The 19,872-nt window shown below is 53.2% G+C and carries 17 protein-coding genes; 10 read left to right on the forward strand and 7 right to left on the reverse strand.

The annotated features are described in order from the left end of the window. Positions 1-151: 151 nt before the first annotated feature. Genes AAAH10_RS13025 through AAAH10_RS13040 form a run of 4 tightly spaced genes read left to right on the forward strand, consistent with a single transcriptional unit; the run spans position 152 to position 4,771 of the window. A complete protein-coding gene (locus AAAH10_RS13025; protein WP_343564253.1) occupies positions 152-493 on the forward strand; it encodes a DMT family transporter in 342 nt (113 codons plus the stop codon). A gap of 6 nt (positions 494-499) precedes the next feature. Further along, positions 500-1,495 carry a glycosyltransferase family 2 protein gene (locus AAAH10_RS13030; RefSeq protein WP_343564255.1) on the forward strand — a complete coding sequence of 332 codons (996 nt, stop codon included), beginning with the start codon at positions 500-502 and terminating at the stop codon, positions 1,493-1,495. A gap of 10 nt (positions 1,496-1,505) precedes the next feature. Then, a complete protein-coding gene (locus AAAH10_RS13035; protein WP_343564256.1) occupies positions 1,506-2,882 on the forward strand; it encodes a hypothetical protein in 1,377 nt (458 codons plus the stop codon). 35 nt (positions 2,883-2,917) lie between these two features. Beyond that, positions 2,918-4,771: an acyltransferase family protein gene (locus AAAH10_RS13040; RefSeq protein ID WP_343564257.1), complete on the forward strand. Its 1,854-nt coding sequence runs from the start codon at positions 2,918-2,920 to the stop codon at positions 4,769-4,771. A gap of 6 nt (positions 4,772-4,777) precedes the next feature. On the opposite strand, the gene AAAH10_RS13045 is transcribed toward AAAH10_RS13040, so the two are convergent. Next, positions 4,778-5,374 carry a sugar transferase gene (locus tag AAAH10_RS13045; RefSeq protein WP_343564258.1) on the reverse strand — a complete coding sequence of 199 codons (597 nt, stop codon included), beginning with the start codon at positions 5,372-5,374 and terminating at the stop codon, positions 4,778-4,780. 211 nt (positions 5,375-5,585) lie between these two features. On the opposite strand from AAAH10_RS13045, the gene AAAH10_RS13050 reads away from it, so the two are divergent. The 3 genes from AAAH10_RS13050 to pheT are packed head-to-tail and all read left to right on the forward strand — an operon-like array spanning position 5,586 to position 9,526. Continuing rightward, positions 5,586-5,987, forward strand: a complete 402-nt coding sequence (locus tag AAAH10_RS13050) for a hypothetical protein (RefSeq protein ID WP_343564260.1) — start codon at positions 5,586-5,588, stop codon at positions 5,985-5,987. A 36-nt stretch (positions 5,988-6,023) separates the two neighbouring features. Next, on the forward strand, positions 6,024-7,094 hold the full coding sequence (gene pheS / locus AAAH10_RS13055) for a phenylalanine--tRNA ligase subunit alpha (RefSeq protein WP_343564262.1): 1,071 nt from the start codon (positions 6,024-6,026) through the stop codon (positions 7,092-7,094). Positions 7,095-7,111: 17 nt separating this feature from the next. Further along, positions 7,112-9,526 (forward strand): phenylalanine--tRNA ligase subunit beta, encoded by a 2,415-nt coding sequence (gene pheT, locus AAAH10_RS13060; RefSeq protein WP_343564263.1) that lies wholly within the window; start codon positions 7,112-7,114, stop codon positions 9,524-9,526. 75 nt (positions 9,527-9,601) lie between these two features. Here pheT and AAAH10_RS13065 read toward each other — a convergent pair whose 3' ends face one another. Beyond that, entirely contained in the window at positions 9,602-10,897 is a 1,296-nt protein-coding gene (locus tag AAAH10_RS13065) for a nucleotide sugar dehydrogenase (RefSeq protein ID WP_343564265.1), read from the reverse strand. A gap of 99 nt (positions 10,898-10,996) precedes the next feature. Here AAAH10_RS13065 and AAAH10_RS13070 point away from each other — a divergent pair, with 99 nt between their 5' ends. Further along, positions 10,997-12,022 carry an NAD-dependent epimerase gene (locus tag AAAH10_RS13070; RefSeq protein ID WP_343564267.1) on the forward strand — a complete coding sequence of 342 codons (1,026 nt, stop codon included), beginning with the start codon at positions 10,997-10,999 and terminating at the stop codon, positions 12,020-12,022. Positions 12,023-12,113: 91 nt separating this feature from the next. Here AAAH10_RS13070 and fbaA read toward each other — a convergent pair whose 3' ends face one another. Further along, positions 12,114-13,187, reverse strand: a complete 1,074-nt coding sequence (gene fbaA / locus AAAH10_RS13075) for a class II fructose-bisphosphate aldolase (protein WP_343564269.1) — start codon at positions 13,185-13,187, stop codon at positions 12,114-12,116. A gap of 221 nt (positions 13,188-13,408) precedes the next feature. Between fbaA and AAAH10_RS13080 the strand changes: the two genes are divergently transcribed. Continuing rightward, on the forward strand, positions 13,409-14,140 hold the full coding sequence (locus AAAH10_RS13080; protein WP_343564271.1) for a hypothetical protein: 732 nt from the start codon (positions 13,409-13,411) through the stop codon (positions 14,138-14,140). 8 nt (positions 14,141-14,148) lie between these two features. Here AAAH10_RS13080 and AAAH10_RS13085 read toward each other — a convergent pair whose 3' ends face one another. The 4 genes from AAAH10_RS13085 to AAAH10_RS13100 all read right to left on the reverse strand — a co-directional run bounded on the left by AAAH10_RS13085 (position 14,149) and on the right by AAAH10_RS13100 (position 17,750). After that, positions 14,149-14,760, reverse strand: coding sequence for a nucleotidyltransferase family protein (locus tag AAAH10_RS13085; protein WP_343564273.1), 612 nt, complete (start codon positions 14,758-14,760; stop codon positions 14,149-14,151). Further along, entirely contained in the window at positions 14,750-16,069 is a 1,320-nt protein-coding gene (locus AAAH10_RS13090; RefSeq protein WP_343564275.1) for a methyl-accepting chemotaxis protein, read from the reverse strand. Before AAAH10_RS13090 ends, AAAH10_RS13085 begins: the two co-directional genes overlap by 11 nt. Positions 16,070-16,277: 208 nt before the next feature. Further along, positions 16,278-17,195, reverse strand: a complete 918-nt coding sequence (locus AAAH10_RS13095; RefSeq protein ID WP_343564277.1) for a DMT family transporter — start codon at positions 17,193-17,195, stop codon at positions 16,278-16,280. Between the two features lie 75 nt (positions 17,196-17,270). Continuing rightward, positions 17,271-17,750, reverse strand: a complete 480-nt coding sequence (locus AAAH10_RS13100) for a PAS domain-containing protein (RefSeq protein ID WP_343564279.1) — start codon at positions 17,748-17,750, stop codon at positions 17,271-17,273. Between the two features lie 283 nt (positions 17,751-18,033). Here AAAH10_RS13100 and lepA point away from each other — a divergent pair, with 283 nt between their 5' ends. Next, entirely contained in the window at positions 18,034-19,836 is a 1,803-nt protein-coding gene (gene lepA / locus AAAH10_RS13105; RefSeq protein ID WP_343564281.1) for a translation elongation factor 4, read from the forward strand. Positions 19,837-19,872 lie beyond the last annotated feature (36 nt).

Here is a 19,872-nt window from a genome sequence, read left to right on the forward strand (position 1 = left end):
AACGACTGTATGGAGGGATTTTCAGTGTCTGATTAATATTGCTTATGATTTTTATATGACATATTAGTTGTGATCGTTTTTGCTTTTGGGTGCATGGTTTGCCTTTGTCGCAAACGCGTTCTTGGATCTGTTTTTCTGCTGGGAAAGTACCGTGAAGATTTTATCCTTGCTTGCCTTCGCATTGCTCCTGTCCGGCGGTCAAATTCTCTTCAAGAAAGCAGCAGAGTCCATTGACTGGGCCGCGGGACTTCTGGGGTTTCTGAACCTGTGGTTTGTGTCGGCTGTCATGCTCTATGCGTTCTCTACCCTGCTTTGGGTCTGGATATTGAGAACTGTTCCCCTGAATTATGCATATCCTTTTACGGCGCTGGCCTTTCTGGTTGTTCCTGTTCTGTCTGTGTTTCTCTTGCGGGAAGAATGGAGCTGGCACAATACGGTGTCAGCTTTTCTGATCTTGCTTGGCATCGTGGTCCTCTCTTTGAAAAAGATCTGATTTCAAATGACGCAATTAAAAGAAAAAAAGCTGGTTGCTTCTCCGGATGACAGAAAAATTGCCGTTGTGGTTCCCTGCTACAAAGTGCGCAATCACATTTTGGGTGTTTTGCAGAGCATTCCTGCCGAAGTTGATCTTGTTGTGTGTGTTGATGACGCATGCCCCGATGGAAGTGGCGATTTTATTGAACAGAATTGTCAGGACAAACGTGTTCTGGTTGTGCGTCATGACGTCAACCAGGGGGTCGGAGGAGCTGTTTTAACAGGATTTGAAGTGGCTCTGGAAAAGGCTATGGATGTTGCTGTCAAAATTGATGGCGATGGGCAGATGGATCCGGCTCTGTTGCCTCTTTTTGTGAAGCCGATTCTGGAGGGGCGTGCAGATTACACAAAGGGGAATCGTTTTTGGGACGTCAAATACCTTCGGAAAATGCCTGTGGTGCGTCTCTTTGGTAATGCCGTTTTGGGATTTATGAGTAAATTTTCCACCGGCTACTGGCAAAGCATGGATCCGACCAACGGTTACATTGCGCTTCATCTCAAGGCGTTCAGGTTGCTGCAAAGAGAGAAAATTGCGAAACGCTTTTTCTTTGAAAGTGACCTGTTGTTCAATCTTTGTCTGATTCGTGCTGTTGTTCAGGACATTCCGATGAAGGCTGTGTATGCAGACGAAGTCTCAAATCTGAGAGTTTCCAGAATTGTAGGGCCTTTTTTAAAGGGGCATCTCAAGAACTTCAGCAAGAGAATTTTCTACAATTACATATTGCGTGATTTCAATGTGGCTTCCTTTGAAATCATTCTGGGATTGCTGCTTTTGTGTTTCGGGATCGTTGAGGGAAGCGCCTTTTGGTACCGTTCCGTTGCAGAAGGAATTGTGACCACGTCCGGGCAGGTGATGCTGGCTGCCTTGCCTATTCTTGTTGGAATACAGCTGCTTGTTTCGGCCATCAATTATGATGTTTCAAATACGCCGAAAGAGCCTGTGCATCGTTATATTGAGTAGGTATTTTTTTATGATATTTCAAAAGATTGTGTCCGTTCTGGAAAATTTGAAGGGCTTGAGGCTTTTTGCTTTTGTTGCTTTGGTCTCCTTTGGTGTCATCGCTGTCGGGGCGATGAAAACCGGCTACAAGGAGCCTGTGGCAGATGCGCTGGGCTATGCTGATCGTGCCATTGCCTTTTCTGTCATCCCCGAGCAGAAGGAAACCGAACAGCACAATGTCATTGTCTTTGCGCCGCTTTACCCTGCTGTTCTGAGTTCTCTGGCAATGCTGGACACCCGGCTGGATGAGACCCTGGAATGTTATCACAACAGGGTTGGTGGCTGTGATGTGAATGGTCTGGCTCTGGTTTACTGGTTTCAGATTCTGTTGGGTGCCCTTTCTGCAGTTGTGCTGTTTTACACTGCGGAGAATATAACCGGGAACAGGCTGGTTTCCCTGACGACATTCGTGTTTGTTCTGATTTTCGGGAAGTTCCATGACTATGCTGTCTGGCTGATTACCGAAAGCTTTTATTATTTTCTGTTTTTCTGCTTTGCCTATTTTTCGAGTTGCTTCCTGTTTAGTGAAAACAGGAAAAGATTTGTGTTTTTTGCAGCTTTCTTTTTGTCGCTGGCAGCACTTGCAAGGCCACCATACCTCTATCTTTACTATGCGCTGGTGCTTGCCCTTCCTGTCTATTTGCTTCTGGCCCGCAAGCTTCCTCTTCAAAAAATCCTTGCCGTCTCGCTGACTTTTCTTGTCCCGTTTTGCGTGCTGGTCCTGCCCTGGATGCTGCGTAATCTTGAGTATTACGGGGTTTTTGGCGTGAGTGCCGGCTATGCTTCCTTCATTCTGTCCGAACGTGTGACGTATAATCTGATGACCTGGCAGGAATTCCTTGTCAGTTGGATATACTGGTTGCCGGATTTCGGTGACAGTCTTGCGGCCTCCCTTTTTGCGCCGGAATATTGGCAACGCCTCGATTTCGGGTATCCGGAGGGGTTCTATCTGATCGGGAATACAGAAACCAGGAGCACGATTTATTCACTGGCATCAACGGATCCCGAACGGGTTCGAATTCTTGTCAGCCAGTATATCCTGGCCGAGCCCTTCAAGCATGTCATGGTGACTTTGGCTTTGGCCTGGCGTGGAATGCTTGTTGTGAAATATTTCAGCCTGTTTGGTGTTGTGGCTCTTTTCCCGGCCCTGAAACGTCTCGGGAAAAGGCAGGAGGGAGACAAGCTTCTTGCTTTCGCCTTCTCTTTCTTCTTTATGCTGGGTTTCAATGCATTCGTTTCTGTAAATGTTGCGCGATACAATGTTCCGCTGATCTTTATTTACAGCCTGGCCGTGGCCGTGGTTTTGGCAGCCCTCGTGTCTTTCTTCCAGCAGAAACTTCGCCGCTAACATGAACACAAGGCTTGTTTTGACAGGAATTGGGTATGATTTACAGGCCAGAGATTGATGGTTTAAGGGCAGTTGCCGTTTTGCCTGTGATCTTTTTCCATGCGGGTGTTCCGCTGGTGACGGGCGGGTTTGTTGGAGTTGACATCTTTTTTGTGATCAGTGGTTTCCTGATTACAGGGCTAATTTCCAAAGATCTTCGCGGGGGAGCTTTTTCGTTCGGCAAGTTCTATGAACGGAGAATTCGGCGAATTTTTCCTGCGCTTTTTCTGACGTTATTGCTTTCTGCGTTTCTGGCAATCCTGTTGTTGCCACCAGTCGAGCTGGTGGATTTCGGGGAAAGCATGATTGCTGTTGTGCTGTTCCTTTCAAATTTTCTGTTCTGGCAGGAGATAGGCTATTTCAATTCCCAGTCCGAATTGATGCCTCTGCTCCACACCTGGAGCCTTTCTGTCGAAGAACAGTTCTATATTTTTTACCCGCTGTTTTTTGTGCTGTTTTTCCGCTTCACAAAAATGCTGCTTCTGCTTCTGGCAGGCCTGTTCTGTGTTTCTCTTTTGTCGTCATGGTATGTGACCCCGATACATTTCGAAGGGGCCTATTACTTGCCCTTTGCAAGGGTTTGGGAGCTCTTGCTCGGAGCCGCAGCAGCCTTGTGGCTGTGTGCGGGTGAAAGGGATGGGCAGGGGCGATTGCATCCTCTCTTTTCCTATTTGGGTCTGGGGTTGATTGGCTATGCGGTTTTCTCCTTTGATGAGACAACTCTCTTCCCGGGGCTGTCGGCTCTGGTGCCTACAGCAGGGGCCTTGCTGATCATACTTTCCCGCTCGGAAGAAAATGTTCTGCACAGGGTTCTGTCTTGCAGGGCCCCTGTGTACATCGGTTTGTTAAGTTACTCCCTGTATCTTTTTCATCAGCCGGTTTTTGCCTTTCTCAGAGTTCACGGAGCAGACCAGGTTGCTCTTTTTCTGAGCATCGGTTTTGTGTGTGTCCTGTCTGTGATGTCGTATCATTTTTACGAGAAGCCGTTGCGCTATTGCTCGGCTGTTTCGCGGGGCCGGGTGTTCCTGATTGCTGCGAGTGTCTCTGTTGTTCTCATTCTTGTCGGTGCTGCCTTTGTTTTCACGGAGGGAATGCCACAGCGCTATTCCAGGGATGACCAGAAGATCTTTGCGCAGTTCAGGGAGATTGACGAGAAGTATGTTCCTGCAAGATTCGCAGGTCTGCAGGGGGCAGCATTCGGAGAAGATCGAAAAAATGTCCTGATCGTGGGGGACAGCTTTGCCCAGGATCTTCTGAATGTTGCCTATGCGGCTGACCTTCAGAAAAGCTACAGCTTTTCGACAAAGAAGATCATTTCTGAATGCGGGGCTTTGTACAGGCCGGAGAATGTGGAAGCCTTTATTCCGGACAAGCTGAAACACACATGCGCGAAAGCAGGTCGTTTTGATGACCGGATTGTCCGGGACAGGCTTCTGGAGGCTGACGAGATTTGGTTGATCGGAGCCTGGAAGGACTGGGTGGCAGACAGGTTGCCGCGAACTGTCAGGCTACTGGAAGAGGATTATCAGCTTCGGGTGCGGGTCTTCAGCCGTAAAACCTTTGGCGATATTGATCTGGACAAAATGATCGGGATACCTCCGGCAGCGCGAAGCGGGTTCAGACAGGTTGCAACCGGAACTGTGACCGTCAATCAAAGGCTTGAGAGTGCCTTGCCACAGGGACGTTTCGTGAATGTGCAGGACATCTTCTGTGGTGGTTCGGCAGAAAGCTGCGAGGTCTTTACCCGCGATGGATATCTTGTTTCGCTGGATGGCGGACACATGACGCGTGCCGGGGTGCAGAAGGTTGCGCCTGATTTTCGCAGGCTCGTGGAAAGCTGGACGGACTGATTCCTGTTATAGGACCTTGTCGCCCTGTCCGCCACCTGTTGCCGTTCTCAGGATCAGTTTCAGATCCAGGCAGAGGGAACGGTTTTCGACATATTTCGCATCTTCGATTGCCAGCCTTTGGGGGTCGCTCATGTCGATCCCCTGAACCTGCGCAAGACCGGTAATGCCTGCCGGTACATTGTAGACGCCTCTTTGATCCCTTTCGGCGATAAGCTCTTCCTGCACGGGAAGGCAGGGGCGCGGGCCAACCAGGGACATTTCTCCACGGAGAATGTTCAGAGCCTGGGGAAGTTCATCCAGTTTTGTCTTGCGCAAAAAGGCGCCGATCCCCGTAATGGAGGCGCGTGAGGCCTCGTGGGTTGCAACGTTGGCTGTGCCGGTTTCCATGGTGCGAAACTTGAAGCAGGTAAAGACCCTGCGATGTTGTCCGATGCGCTTTTGTGCAAAGATCGCAGGCCCCTTTGATGTCAGCTTGATGGCCAGGGCCACAAGGATGAAGAGCCACCAGAGGAAAATGACAATGGCAAGGGCTGCACCCAGATCGAGGAGCCGTTTGCCCGGACGGTAGAACAGAGAGGGAGTGGTGCTTTGTGTCGTTGTCATTTTGCTGAATCAAATCCGGAAAACCTGTTTCCATGCTTATGGCTTTTTTAACGGGAAAAAGCCAGCGCCTCTTTTCAGGTCTCCCCTTCAAAAGTCGCGTGACAAGATCGGGAAAGCCTAGTAGTAAAAAAGCGACAGTTTCTCTAACCTTTTTGCTGTTTGCTTTGTGGTATGCCAAGACCTGCGGAGCAAAGACCTCGAGCCGGTTTCCATGACGACAATCCAGAGAAAATTTTCCCGTTTTGCTTTCCTTCTTGCTGCCGTGTTGCTGGCGGCCTGTGAGGGTGAGGTGAACAGGGGCTCTCTGGACCGGGTTCTGGAAAGTCAGGCTGTCAATGGTCAGACGGCAGAAATTATGGTGCAGCAGCTTGCCGGGCGAAACGGGCGCATCGAGTGGTCACTCGAACCTCTGAACGGCGAGCAGCAACGTGTTGTTGCAACAGTCCTGTCCCGCCAGACGGGGCATGAGCTTGAGCTGCACTTTGAACACAATCTGAGCGATGATTCAGTCACCCTGACTGAAGTTCATCGTGACGGAGAGGCCTTGTCTGTTGTGGATGGTGCGCTGGCCATGCTGGCTATGCGCCTTGCCGCAGCAGAGATTGATGAATAGGACGTCAGGCAACTGGCGACAAGGATCGGAAGACAGATGGAAAATCTTGATCAACTGCGCAGTGACGTACTGCAACGCGTGAGCGAGAGTGAAACGCTTGAAGCCCTGGATGGAGTGCGCGTCCAGGCTCTGGGAAAAAAGGGTGAAATCACCGGCCTGATGAAAACGCTGGGTGGCCTTGATCCTGAAGCACGCAAGGCCGCAGGCCAGGCCCTGAACGTTGTGAAGCAGGAAGTGGCCGATGCCATCGAGCAGCGCAAGGCTGTTCTGGAAGAAGCCGCGCTGGAAGCGAAACTGGCTGAAGAGCGGATCGATGTTTCCCTACCGGCCCGTCCGGCCCATGTTGGCCGCATGCATCCGATCAGCCAGACCATGGAAGAGCTGGTGGCGATCTTTGGCGAGATGGGTTTCTCTGTCGCGCAGGGGCCACACATCGAGGACGATTTCCATAACTTTACCGCGCTGAACATCCCGCCGGAGCATCCGGCGCGTCAGGAGTTTGACACCTTCTACATGAATGAAAAGGAAGATGGTTCCCGCCCCGTTCTGCGGACGCATACCTCTCCTGTTCAGATCCGCACCATGCAGAATGCCGAACCTCCTATCCGTATCATCGCGCCGGGGCGTACTTTCCGTGCGGACCACGATGCGACACACTCCCCGATGTTCCACCAGATCGAAGGTCTGGTGATCGACACCGAAACAAATATGGGCCATCTGAAAGGCACCCTGATCGAGTTCTGCCGGTCCTATTTCGGCGTGGATGATCTGCCGGTTCGTTTCCGTCCGAGCTTCTTCCCGTTCACGGAGCCGTCTGCCGAGGTTGACATCGGCTGTACCCGTGAAGGCGGGCAACTCAAGATCGGAGCCGGGGATGACTGGCTCGAGATTCTGGGGAGTGGGATGGTTCATCCGAAGGTTCTGGAAGCCTGCGGAATTGATTCAACAAAGTATCAGGGCTTTGCCTTCGGGATGGGGGTCGAGCGGATTGCCATGCTGAAATACGGTATTCCTGATCTGCGCACCTTCTACGAGAGTGACCTGCGCTGGATGAAGCATTACGGCTTTGTGCCGCTGGAAATGCCATCCATGGTTCGCGGTCTCTAAGGGAAGGAGTTAGAAAGATGAAATTCACATTCAATTGGCTCAAAGAGCATCTGGATACCACGGCTTCCCTGGACGAAATCGTCGAAAAACTCTCCCTGATCGGGCTTGAGGTCGAAGGTGTCGAGGACAAGGGGCGCGAGCTTTCCGTTTTCAAAACCTGCCGGGTCAGGGAAGCGGTCCAGCACCCGAACGCAGACCGTTTGCGGGTTTGTCAGGTCGAAAGTGCAGAGGGCGAATTCCAGGTGGTCTGTGGGGCGCCGAACGCACGGACAGGCATGGTTGGTGTCTTCGCACCTGTCGGGTCCTATGTTCCGGGTATCGATCTGACTTTGAAAGCCGGTGAGCTGCGCGGCGAGGCCTCGAACGGTATGCTGGTGTCCGAGCGTGAAATGGGTCTGTCCGACGAGCATGACGGGATTATTGATCTGCCGGCTGACACACCGGTCGGTGTTCCAATTGCTGAAGCACTTGGATTTGATGATCCGGTTATCGAGATTGCAATCACGCCGAACCGGGGTGATTGTCTGGGCGTGCGCGGTGTCGCCCGTGATCTGGCCGCTGCCGGTCTGGGAACTCTGAAACCTCTGAAGGCCGAGCGTGCGGCGGGGGCAGGAGCCTCTGCTGTAAAGTGGGCAATCGGCGACAATGCTGCTGAAGATGTCCATTATGTCGCTGGACGTACCTTCCGCGGTGTGAAGAACGGCCCGAGCCCGAAATGGCTTCAGAACCGCCTGCTTGCGATCGGATTGCGCCCGATCTCTGCGCTGGTTGATATCACAAACTATATCTCCTTTGATCTGGGACGTCCGCTGCATGTGTTTGATGCTGATCGTCTGCGCTCCGACACTCTGACCTGGCGCAAGGCCCGGAATGACGAAGCGTTTCTGGCGCTGGATGACAACAGCTACAAACTGAGCGACACCATGGCAGTGGCCTGTGACGGTCAGGGGGCAGTTGGTATCGGTGGCATCATGGGCGGAGCAGAAAGCGGCTGTCAGGACGACACGACCAATGTCTTCCTGGAGGTTGCCCTGTTTGATCATATCTCTGTTGCCATGACAGGACGCAAGACGGGCATTCACTCTGATGCGCGTTATCGTTTCGAGCGTATTGTCGATCCGGAATCCGCGCGCTGGGGACTGGATGTCGCCACGCAGATGATCCTTGATCTTTGTGGTGGAGAGGCTTCGGAGGTCGTTGAGGCAGGAGCCGTTCCTGACAGCAGCCGTTCCATTGAACTGCGCCCGTCCCGTATCGCGGATCTTTGCGGTGTTGAACTGAGCCGGGAGCGTCAGGCGGACATTCTTCGCACACTGGAGTTCACGGTCGAGGACAAGGCTGATCTGCTGGTTGCCGGGGTTCCGAGCTGGCGTTCGGATGTTGAGCTGGAAGCCTGTCTGGTTGAAGAGATTCTTCGTATCCATGGTTTCGAAAACATTCCCGAGCTGCCGCTGCCGCGTCCATCATACCTGCCTCACGGTGTGCTGACCCTGGCACAGCGCCGGGCCTCCAATGTCCGGACAGCCCTGTGCTGGCAGGGACTGGATGAGGCTGTGACGTTCTCCTTCATCTCTGCAGCCCAGGCGTCTCTTTTTGGCGATGTGCCGGAGACACTGAAAGTCGCGAACCCGATTTCTGCTGATCTGGACACCATGCGTCCGTCCGTGTTGCCGACATTGCTGGCAGCGGCTGCACGCAACACGGATCGCGGTTATCCAGACAATGCAATCTTTGAGGTCGGTCCCCAGTACAAGGGGGATACGCCGAAGGATCAGTCGGAAGTTGCAGCAGGTCTGCGTTCAGGGCATCTGGCGGCTGCGCACTGGGATCAGAAGGCGCGTGCCGTTGATGTTTTTGATGCCAAGGGGGATGCTCTGGCAGCTTTGACGGCTGTCGGTGCTCCGGTGGAAAACCTGCAGGTCTTTGCCTCTGCTCCGAACTATTACCATCCTGGACGATCCGGTGTGCTGGGGCTGGGACCAAAGAATGCGCTGGCCTGTTTTGGCGAGCTGCATCCGAAGGTCCTCAAGGGCATGGGGATCAAGGGGCCTGTCGTGGCCTTCGAGGTTTTTCTGGACAACATTCCGGCACCCAAGGTGAAAAAGGGTGAGGCCTCTTCAAGCAAGATCAGGCCTGCTCTTGAGCTGGCGGCCTTCCAGCCCCTCAAGCGTGACTTCGCCTTTGTGGTGGATGCAGATGCGCCTGCCGAAAAACTGTTGCGTGCCGTAAGGGGAGCAGACAAGGCTCTGATCACCGATGTCGCGCTCTTTGATGTCTATCAGGGCAAAGGGGTTGAAGAAGGCAAGAAATCCCTCGCCCTGACTGTTACACTGCAACCGCGAGACCACACCCTGACGGATGAAGAGATTGAGGCTGTGTCCCAGCGTATCATCCAGCAGGCTATGAAATCCGGTGCTGTTTTGCGCGGGTAGGCCTTTGACTGAAAAAGAAGAGCCCGGCTTCTCGGATGAGAGCCGGGCTTTTTTGTCAGGTTCTGTGAGCGATTTTTACAGACACCAGTAACCGTATTCCGGGTCAAAGTCGCGGTCTCTCCAGATGCCCTTCAAATCACAGAAAAGGGCCGCGGGCTGAGCCAGTTGCTGGAGGGATTGTGCTGACATGTTCCGGTAGCCCTCGTGAGGAACGGCAGCGATGATACAGTTGTAGCCACCTTCTGTCCGGGTTTCCGGATCAAGTGACGTCAGAATATCAATTCCGTAAAACTCTTTTGATTCAGCAGGGTCTGCCATGGGATCATGAACATCAACGGCATGTCCAAGTTCCTGCAGGTTCGCGATCAGGTCAGGGATCTTGCTGTTGCGCAGGTCCGGCACATTTTCCTTGAAGGTCAGGCCCAGGATCAGGGTGCGTGGAGTGTTACTGCCCTGTCTGAGAGCTCTTGCACCTTCAATGGCTTCTGCGGTTTTTCGGGCCATGCTCTCGTTGGTGTCTCGACCTGAGAGAATGACTTGCGGGTTGAGTCCCAGTTTTTCTGCGCAGTGCGACAGGTAGTAGGGGTCAACACCGATACAATGGCCACCGACCAGACCGGGTGTGAAATTCAGGAAGTTCCACTTGGTGCCGGCAGCTTCCAGAACGTCATGGGTTGAAAGTCCCATTTTGTTGAAGATCATCGCAATTTCATTGACGAAGGCAATGTTGATGTCACGCTGGGCGTTCTCGATCACCTTGGCCGCTTCTGCGGTCTTGATATTCGCGGCGACAAAGATGTTGTCGTTGTTCATGGTGCCGTAAACAGTGCGGAGCGTTTCTGCAACCTCGGGGGTCTGTCCCGCGACGATCTTGGTGATCTTGTCTACGGTATGAACCTTGTCACCGGGGTTGATGCGTTCCGGAGAATAGCCCAGGAAGAAATCCTTTCCGCAGACAAGACCTGATTTTTCCTGAAGGATCGGGCCGCAAATATCCTCTGTGACGCCGGGATAAACGGTGCTCTCGTAAACAATGATATCACCCTTTTTGACAAAGGGGGCAACAGTGTTGGTTGCTGCTATGACCGGTTTGAGATCCGGCTGGTTGTGTGCGTCAACAGGGGTTGGAACCGTGATGATATGAATAGTGCAATCAGCAATGCTTTTTGCTGCATCCGTGATGTGGAGTGTCGAGCTTCGAAGTGTCGAACTGTCAATCTCCTCGGTTCTGTCGTGACCGTTGAGAAGTTCTTCGACGCGTGGTTTGGAAATATCAAACCCGATAACCTGAAAATGTTTTGCGAGATGAATGGCAAGAGGCAGGCCGACATAACCGAGACCCACAACCGATATGGATGAATTTAAAGGCATTTTGATCCTCTGTTTTCTTTTATAAAACTTCTATCTTATTCACCCTGGATGTGCTACCTGAAAACGCAATAAAATTGACCTCCCTGGATCTTTGGAAGAATGTCTTCAAAAACAATTCTGATCACTGGAACAGCCGGATTTATTGGCTTTCATCTCGCAAAACTTTGCCTGTCCCGGGGCATGAGAGTTATCGGCATTGACGCTGTGACGGATTACTATGATGTCACGCTGAAAGAGGCACGTCTTGCCCAGTTGAAAGAGTTCGAAAGCTTTACAGAAGTGCGTGCAGACATTGCGGACTGGCAGGCTGTTGAAAGCACTTTCCAGACACATCGCCCACAGGTTGTTGTCAATCTGGCAGCACAGGCCGGTGTGCGGTACAGTCTGGAAAACCCCCGGGCCTATCTGCATGCGAATGTCGATGGCTTCCTGAATATTCTGGAAGGTTGTCGCCATTACCCTGTCGAGCACCTGATCTATGCCTCTACCAGTTCTGCCTATGGGGCCAACACGGGAATGCCTTTCCAGGTTTCCGAGTCTGCGGAACATCCGCTGACGCTCTATGCGGCCACCAAGAAATCCAACGAGATGATGGCGCACAGCTATTCGCATCTTTTTGGAATTCCCAGCACGGGGCTGCGTTTCTTTACGGTCTATGGACCATGGGGTCGTCCGGACATGGCGCTGTTCCTCTTTACCAAGGATATTCTGGCGGGACGTCCGATCAATGTCTTCAACAGGGGAGAGATGCAGCGCGACTTTACCTATGTCGGGGATATTGTCGAGGGGATTTCGCGTCTGGTTGATCTGCCACCATCCTGTGACGAGAACTGGGACAGTGCCAATCCGAAGCCCAACACAAGCGGCGTGGCACCCTATCGTATTCTCAACATCGGGAATGCCAGATGCGAGAAGCTGATGCGCTATATCGAGGTGCTTGAGGAGAAGCTGGGTATCAAGGCTGAATACAACATGCTGCCCATGCAGGATGGTGATGTGCCTGCAACCTGGGCTGATGTGCAGGAGCTTTCAGATCTGACCGGCTACTCACCGGCGACGCCCATTGAAGTCGGGGTCGGATGGTTTGTGGAATGGTACAAGGAATTCTATCGCATCAATTCCTGAGGGAATCTGCTGACAGAGAAACCAATACAGGCAAAAGCCCGGATCATCTGATCCGGGCTTTTCTGTTCTGATGTTGTTGCCTGTCTGCTGTTCAGCGGGCAACAGACCTGCCTTTGGAACCCAGGTCTTCGAAAGCCTGAACCACGCGATCGGCCATGCCTTTCTCGCCCGCGCGCAGGAACTTGCGGGGATCGTAGAATTTCTTCTGTGGTGCACCGCTTTCCGGATCAATCTGGTGTTTGAAGGCAACAGGATTGGCATCAACAAAGTCACCCACAGGCTTCGCGTAGGCAAACTGCGTGTCGGTGTCGACGTTCATTTTGAAAACACCGTACTCAATGGCAGCCTTGATGTCCGAAAGATCGGAACCGGAGCCGCCATGGAAAACCAGATCCAGAGGATTTTTGCCAAGACCATGGGTCCGGGACACCAGAGCCTGTGAGTCCTTCAGGATTTCCGGGCGCAGCTTGACGTTGCCCGGCTTGTAGACACCGTGAACATTGCCGAAAGAGGCCGCAACCGAGAAATGCCCCAGAGACTTGAGGAGGTCATAGGCCTGCAGGACGTCCGATGGCTGGGTGTAGAGCAGCGGATTGTCGGCAGTGTCTTCCATATCGTGGCCGACGCCGTCTTCCTCGCCACCTGTCACGCCCAGCTCGATTTCGATGCTCATGTCGATTTTGGCCATGCGCTCCAGCACGCGTGCACATTCTGCAAGGTTGTCAGCGACAGGTTCTTCGGACAGGTCAATCATGTGGGACGAGTAGAGAGGTGCACCTGTTGCCTTGAAGTGTTCTTCGCTGTGGTCGATCAGGCTGTCGATCCAGGGAAGAAGCTTGCGGTTGGCGTGATCTGTGTGAAGCACCACGCAGACCCCGTAACCCTCGGCAAGCTGATGGACGTGACGTGCAGCGGAGACTGCACCCAGAACCTTGCCTTCGTCTGCATTCGGATAGCCCTGACCTGCAAAGAAGCTCGCACCACCATTGGAGAGCTGAATGATGACATCGGATCCGGTTGTTGCAGCTGCTTCGAGGACTGCATTGACGGAGTTGGTTCCAACGACATTGACTGCGGGAAGGGCAAAGCCTTCTTCCTTACAGTTGGCAACCAGATCGCGATAGGCTGACCCGGTAACGACGCCCGGCTTCATTTTCAAGGCCATGGAACTCTCCTGTCCTGAGGGTAAAAAGAAAGAAAGTCTGCAAGGCGCAGAGACGCCTTTTGATTGTTGAATAGAGGTGTAAATCAAAGCCCATTTCTGTGCAAGGGATCACAGCTTTTGAGAGGATGAAAAATCGGGACCTTTCAGGAGGGTTTTTCAGCAGTGATGCTTTGGCCTGATCCTTGCTTGTCATTGTGTGATCAAGGACTTGGGAATTCACCGTGGCAATTGACAGTGTTCAGCTTTCTTCGCTTTATGATTCAGGCTACAGCAGACCGCAAAGCCTGACGGAGATTGCGTCAGAAAAGGAAGCGCAGGCAAAGGCCCCGCCCAGCAAGGAGGCGGAAACAGGCTTCGGCAAGGCTGCAGTCATTGAACTGTCTGGTCATGCAGAGGAGTTTCTTGCCCGGTTGAACGGACAGGTTCGACGTGTCGAGGATGTTTCCCTGGAAAAACTTGCCCCGCAGGAGCGTCAAAGAGCTGAAAAGCTCTATGACGAACTTGACGGGATCTTCGGAGGGAGACATCGCAAGGAACTGAGCATCGAGGAACGTATCCGGGTCAACGAGCTTGCTTCTTCCATCAATCAGATCCGCGGGTTCGCGTTCGGGGCTGTATCGGGAGACCGCGCCTTTCAGCTTCAGTTGCTGGAACAGGAAGTGGATCAGCTGCTTGCAAATCCGGACCGGATCCTGACCATCACGGAAGAGGGACGGCTTGCCCAGCTGTTCGGACAGATCGAGGAACTTCATGGTACCCGGGATATTCCTTTCATTGTTGAAGAGGAAAACCGGGAGCAGGTTGCGGCCATTGAAAAGGAACTGGATACCATTCATGAACTTTCACCGGAACGCCAGCCGACAGTTGAGCAGCTCCAGCGTGCCGATGATATCTTCGGTGAACTGACGGCCATTTTTGATGCCGCATTCAGGCGTCTCTCAAAAGCGGCCTGAACCTGATTTCAGAGATCCGTGATTTTGAGCAGAGGCCAACGTTTTTGCCACTGTTTGCGGTCCTGTCTGATCCGGTATTCAAACAGCTTGTGCTCCCTGAAATGCGGCGTGGGGCGCACTGTTGCTGAAAAGACATCGTCCAGTCCAAAGGGAGCGAGAATTTCAGGCTCCTGTGTTTCGGGATTCAGCCTTGCTGCAAGAGCCGTGCAGACTTCGGGCCAGTGCTTCATGGCATCGGCAATGGAACGATAGGGCATGTCCCGGTTGGGCTGATGCATGCGGGCCTGATTGCGGACGGACCAGTTCAGACCGGAGCCTTTGCCGGTGTGCAGCTTTCTCTCAAGCTCCTGTTCAAGGCTTTGACGGGTGTCCCGGGGCTCAAAGAAGAGGACATCAATGTCGTCGTAGGCCGTTGTTGCTTCTGCGGCCCTGCTGTCTGCCGCAAGATGATCCCAGATCAGCGAGCGGACAAAGCCTGCGCCAATCCAGAACCCCTCAGGTGACTTTTCCGCTTCCGGGACGCCAAGTGTTCCGGCCAGATGGGAGAGAATTCCCATCCGGGCCTCATCCTGTTTCAGAAGCGAGATCAGTCTGCGCTCAGGGTTTTCTTCAGTCCGCATGAATCTGGTTCAGGAAGCTGGACACAGACTGCTTCAGGCTTGTCGATTTGTTGAGCAGGTCACCGGCAGCAGAGACAATGCGCTCTGATTCAGCGCCCGTGTCACTGGCACCTTTGTTGACGGAGGCAATATTGGTTGAAACCTGCGACGTGCCTGCTGCAGCCTGTTCAACATTGTGCGCAATCTCTCGGGTTGCCTTGGATTGCTCCTCGACAGAGTAGCTGATGGTGTTGGAAATTTCGCTGATTTCCTCAATCGTTTTGGCAATGGCTTCGAGAGCACTGGCTGAATCCTGGGTTGCTCCCTGGATTTCCTCGATGTGATTGCGAATATCGTCGGTGGCTTTCGAGGTCTGGTTTGCAAGTGACTTGACCTCGCTGGCGACGACAGCAAAGCCCTTGCCTGCTTCACCGGCTCTTGCTGCCTCGATTGTCGCGTTCAGGGCAAGGAGGTTGGTCTGCTCGGCGATGTCGGTGATCAGCCCGACCACTTCACCGATTTTTTCAACAGCCTCTGTCAGGTTGTTGACGGTTTGCTGGGTGCCTGCTGCCTGCTGGACGGCACCGGAGGCGACTGAAGAGGCTCGCTCGACCTGACGTGTGATTTCGCGCTCTGTTGCCGCAAGCTCTTCTGCCGCCGCTGCAACGGTTTGAACATTCGCTGCGGCGTCTTCGGCAGCGCGGGCAACAGCGTCAGCCTGATTTGCGCTGCTGCTGGCGGTCGAGGAGAGGCTTTCTGCCGAGCTGTTCAGCTGGGTTGCTGCTGTGGAGACACTGTCCACAATGGTGCCGACCGATCCTTCGAATTCGGTTGTGAGGCTCTGCATCAGTGCGCGGCGCTCGTCCTGGGCCTTGCGTTCGCTTTCTTCCTGGGCGGCCTGGAGATCACGGGCCTTGATTGCGTTTTCCCGGAAAACAACAACGGCGCGGGCCATGTCACCGACCTCGTTTTTGAAATCCTGACAGGGAACTTCCGTGTCAAGCTGGTCGTCTGCCAGCCTGCTCATGCAGCTGGTCATCGCATTGAGAGGCTTTACAAGATGCAGCCGGGTCCACCAGATGTTCATGCAGGCCATGCCGATGAGCAGGAGAACGACAGCGCCCAGGGCATAGTTTGAAAAGGCAACAAGTGTGTCGATGTCATTGCGGAGGCGATCCAGATCGACATCCTGATTGGTCACCATGGACTTGATGTCGCTGGTGCTGCTGATCACCTCATAGGAGACGCCGCCAACAAGAGCGACTGTGCAGACCAGCACGATTGAGAAAAGAACGCCCAACAGACTGATTCGGAAATCCGAAATTTTCATCTTTGCTTCCTTGGGAACCTTTTGCCCCGCATCCTTAAAACCCCAGAGATGCCTGACGTGTCGTCACAGGACAGGTTCTGCCTGATTTGTTTGTTTGTGACCCTGTTGAGAGGTCATTTGATTGACTGTTTATAGAACAAAGATATGAGGAGAAAATTGATAATTTTTCCTTAAGACTGTTTCAAATTGTTGCAGGTCAGACCTGCTGTCAGGAAGGGTGAGCCGAAAAGAGGTTTCTGGCTTTCCTGATGATCCTGCCATCAAGGACGACAAGCCCGAAAAGGATGATCCCCATACCGGCAAGTGCCTGTGATGTGATGGTTTCGTTCAGCAGGACCACTCCGACCAGAACGGCAACAACCGGAACAAGGAGCGTTACGAGCAGGAGGTTGGTTGCCCCTGAGGATTTCAGAATGATGAAGTACAGGGGGTAAGCGAGGGCTGTGCAGGGAATGGCAATGCCGAGAACTGCTATCGTCATCAGCCAGACATTGCCTTCGCCCGGAAGAACCTCCGGAACATAAAAACCGGAATAGAGTGTTGCGGGAATTGAGAAGAGGGTCGCGCCTGTCAGGCTCCCACAGGCGGCCTGCAAAGGGGTAACAGACAGCAGCTTGCGCCCGAACTGTCCCGCAATTGCGTAGCTCAGGGTTGCGCCAAACATCATGAGGGTTGCGCCAAGAGGCAGTGACACTGCGGTGTCATCCGGGGCAACAAGAACGGCAACGCCGGCAATTCCGGTCATCAGACCTGCTAGGCGGTTGAATGTGACGGGTTCGTCCCTGTGAACAATCCTTGCAATGAGCAGGGCCCAGAAGGGAGTGGTTGCGTTCAGGATCGAGGCCATCCCGCTGCTGATTTCTTCCTGTGCAAGAGAGATCAGGTTGAAGGGAATGGCATTGTTGATCAGGCCGACCAGCAAAAACCAGCCCCAAAGAGACCAGGAGTGGGGGAAGGGGTTCTCCCCGGGTGCCAGAACAAGCCAGAGAAACAGCGCTCCAATACCCACGCGCAGTGTCACAAGGGCCTGAGGGGTGAACATTTGCAGGCCAAGCTCGACAAAAAGGAAGGAAAAACCCCACAGGCAGGCCAGTATGGACAAGAAGAGCCAGTCGCGTGTTTGCATGATAGTCTCCTGCTGTATGCAATCAGCTGAAGAATATGGTGTCCGGGGGGAATAACCTATCCGAATCTTGCCAGCTTAAACCAGAGTGTCTGTTTCAGCAGCAACCAGAACGATATGCGAGACTTCCGGATGTGATCCGTCCGCAGCTCCCAGAAAGGGGAAAAAGCCGCGATAGGCCAGAACATGTTCCCGTCCAGCATAGGGAGGACTGGTTTTCGAATAGATCGGGGTGTGGTCCTTGATCGCTGTTGAGATGGCCTTTATTGTTTGCTCTAGGGCTTCCGGAGCAAAGGCTTCGGAGAGTTTCAGGCCTGTCTTGTTCCCTCCGCACAGGAGCTTGATCATTTCGCCCATCAGAATTTGACGATAATCCCTGACAGAAGAACCCGCACATTCTATCACGGAAATATAGGGGAGAACTCTGGGAACCATCAGGGGATCGAACTCTGACCAGCCTGTCCCGTTTTTACAGAGCAGGTTGCTGTAGCTGTCCTGAAACAGGTGAACCGGGTGGTCAGCCGGTATTCCTGTGACATCGATATATTCCAAATGCATGGGAAAACTCACTGATTATATCGATAGATATATTCTGCTATAGGAATACAATGCTATGCATTTGGGCGAAGGTCAAACTGATTTGTCTGTCCTCTTTTCCTCTGTGGAGCCCGGATTGACACGAAACTTGCGCCTGAAGAGTTGCCAAAGCCTTCTTTCCGTCATACATTCCGCGCCAGGAACGGCTCGGTTTGCAAACCGGTGACCAGAAGAGCGGCCAGGGTGTCGGGTCTTCGGCCTTCGGGCACAGAGATTTATCCTTTTTCAGGTGATACAGACTGCAATGAGCAAGCAAGAAAACATCCGCAACTTTTCCATTGTTGCCCATATTGACCACGGAAAATCCACTCTGGCTGACCGGTTGATTCAGCATTGTGAGGCTGTTTCCGAGCGCGAGATGCAGGATCAGCTGCTTGATTCCATGGATATCGAGCGTGAGCGCGGTATTACGGTCAAGGCACAAACCGTCTGTTTGAACTACCAGGCCCGCAATGGACAGGAATACAAGCTGAACCTGATTGACACGCCCGGACACGTGGATTTCACCTATGAGGTCAGCCGGTCACTTGCCGCCTGTGAGGGGTCATTGCTGCTGGTTGACTCGTCTCAGGGCGTTGAAGCGCAAACACTGGCGAACGTTTATCTGGCGCTGGAAAACGATCACGAGATCGTCCCTGTTCTCAACAAGATTGACCTGCCTGCATCCGATCCGGAGCGCGTGAAGGAACAGATCGAGGATGTCATCGGCATTGATGCGTCCGAGGCTCTGCCTGTTTCCGGTAAGACCGGTGAGGGTGTGGAAGAGGTTCTGGAAGCCATTGTTGCAAAGCTCCCTGCGCCCGAGGGCGATCCCGACGGAGGGTTGCAGGTTCTGCTCGTTGACAGCTGGTATGACAGCTATCTCGGTGTCATTACGCTGGTGCGCGTTGTGAACGGAACGCTCAAGGCCGGGATGAAGATCCGCATGCTGGGCACCGGTGCCAGTTATCTGGTTGATTCTGTCGGCGTTTTCTCTCCGAAGATGACCAAGACAAAACAGCTCAGTGCCGGCGAAATCGGCTTTATCAATGCGGGCATCAAAACAGTCTCCGACACCAAGGTTGGTGACACAATCACGGATGACCGCAAGCCGGTTGAAGAACCGCTGCCGGGCTTCAAGCCTTCTGTTCCTGTGGTGTTCTGTGGTCTGTTCCCGATTGATGCCAACGACTATGAAATGCTGCGTGATGCGCTGGCCAAGCTGGAGCTGAATGATTCCTCCTTCCACTACGAGGCAGAAAGCTCGGCAGCCCTCGGCTTTGGCTATCGCTGTGGCTTCCTGGGCCTGTTGCACCTCGAGATCGTTCAGGAGCGTCTGGAGCGTGAATTCAATCTGGATCTGATTACGACGGCGCCGTCTGTTGTCTACAAGATCCACATGAACGATGGTTCCCTGCTGGAACTGCACAATCCTGCGGACTTCCCTGATGTGACCAAGATTGATCACATTGAAGAGCCCTGGATCCTTGCGAACATTCTTGTGCCGGACGAATACCTGGGTGCGGTTCTCAAACTCTGTGAGGAGCGCCGGGGCATCCAGAAGGAGCTGACCTATGTCGGCAGCCGCGCCATGCTGGTCTACAAACTGCCGCTCAACGAGGTCGTCTTTGATTTCTATGATCGCCTGAAATCCGTTACACGGGGTTACGCATCCTTTGATTACTCTCTGGATGGTTATGAGCAGAGCGAACTGGTGAAGGTTGCGATCCTGGTGAATGCTGAGCCTGTCGACTCTCTGGCCATTATCGTGCACCGCTCTCAGGCCGAGCCACGGGGCCGGATGCTTTGCGAGCGCCTGAAGCAGTTGATCCCGCGTCAGCTTTTCAAGATTGCCATTCAGGCTGCGATCGGCGGCAAGATCATTGCGCGCGAAACCATCTCTGCCCTGCGCAAGGACGTCACGGCGAAATGTTACGGTGGTGACGTTTCCCGGAAGCGCAAACTGCTTGAGAAGCAGAAGGCCGGCAAGAAGAAGATGCGCAATATCGGCAATGTCGAAATCCCGCAGTCGGCTTTCCTTGCAGCGCTCAAGATGGGTGATGATTAAGCGCACGCTGCCGATTTTCTTCCCCTTGCTTGCGGG

It is taken from the genome of Carbonatibacter coralli (assembly GCF_039592655.1).
Lineage (GTDB): Bacteria > Pseudomonadota > Alphaproteobacteria > Kiloniellales > Kiloniellaceae > Carbonatibacter > Carbonatibacter coralli.

Bases quoted from the DNA above. Each gene is read 5' to 3' on its own strand.
- AAAH10_RS13030 (WP_343564255.1), top strand. From the start codon at position 500: ATGACGCAATTAAAAGAAAAAAAGCTGGTTGCTTCTCCGGATGACAGA.
- AAAH10_RS13035 (WP_343564256.1), top strand. From the start codon at position 1,506: ATGATATTTCAAAAGATTGTGTCCGTTCTGGAAAATTTGAAGGGCTTG.
- AAAH10_RS13040 (WP_343564257.1), top strand. From the start codon at position 2,918: ATGATTTACAGGCCAGAGATTGATGGTTTAAGGGCAGTTGCCGTTTTG.
- AAAH10_RS13045 (WP_343564258.1), bottom strand. From the start codon at position 5,374: ATGACAACGACACAAAGCACCACTCCCTCTCTGTTCTACCGTCCGGGC.
- AAAH10_RS13050 (WP_343564260.1), top strand. From the start codon at position 5,586: ATGACGACAATCCAGAGAAAATTTTCCCGTTTTGCTTTCCTTCTTGCT.
- pheS (WP_343564262.1), top strand. From the start codon at position 6,024: ATGGAAAATCTTGATCAACTGCGCAGTGACGTACTGCAACGCGTGAGC.
- pheT (WP_343564263.1), top strand. From the start codon at position 7,112: ATGAAATTCACATTCAATTGGCTCAAAGAGCATCTGGATACCACGGCT.
- AAAH10_RS13065 (WP_343564265.1), bottom strand. From the start codon at position 10,897: ATGCCTTTAAATTCATCCATATCGGTTGTGGGTCTCGGTTATGTCGGC.
- AAAH10_RS13070 (WP_343564267.1), top strand. From the start codon at position 10,997: ATGTCTTCAAAAACAATTCTGATCACTGGAACAGCCGGATTTATTGGC.
- fbaA (WP_343564269.1), bottom strand. From the start codon at position 13,187: ATGGCCTTGAAAATGAAGCCGGGCGTCGTTACCGGGTCAGCCTATCGC.
- AAAH10_RS13085 (WP_343564273.1), bottom strand. From the start codon at position 14,760: ATGCGGACTGAAGAAAACCCTGAGCGCAGACTGATCTCGCTTCTGAAA.
- AAAH10_RS13090 (WP_343564275.1), bottom strand. From the start codon at position 16,069: ATGAAAATTTCGGATTTCCGAATCAGTCTGTTGGGCGTTCTTTTCTCA.
- AAAH10_RS13095 (WP_343564277.1), bottom strand. From the start codon at position 17,195: ATGCAAACACGCGACTGGCTCTTCTTGTCCATACTGGCCTGCCTGTGG.
- AAAH10_RS13100 (WP_343564279.1), bottom strand. From the start codon at position 17,750: ATGCATTTGGAATATATCGATGTCACAGGAATACCGGCTGACCACCCG.
- lepA (WP_343564281.1), top strand. From the start codon at position 18,034: ATGAGCAAGCAAGAAAACATCCGCAACTTTTCCATTGTTGCCCATATT.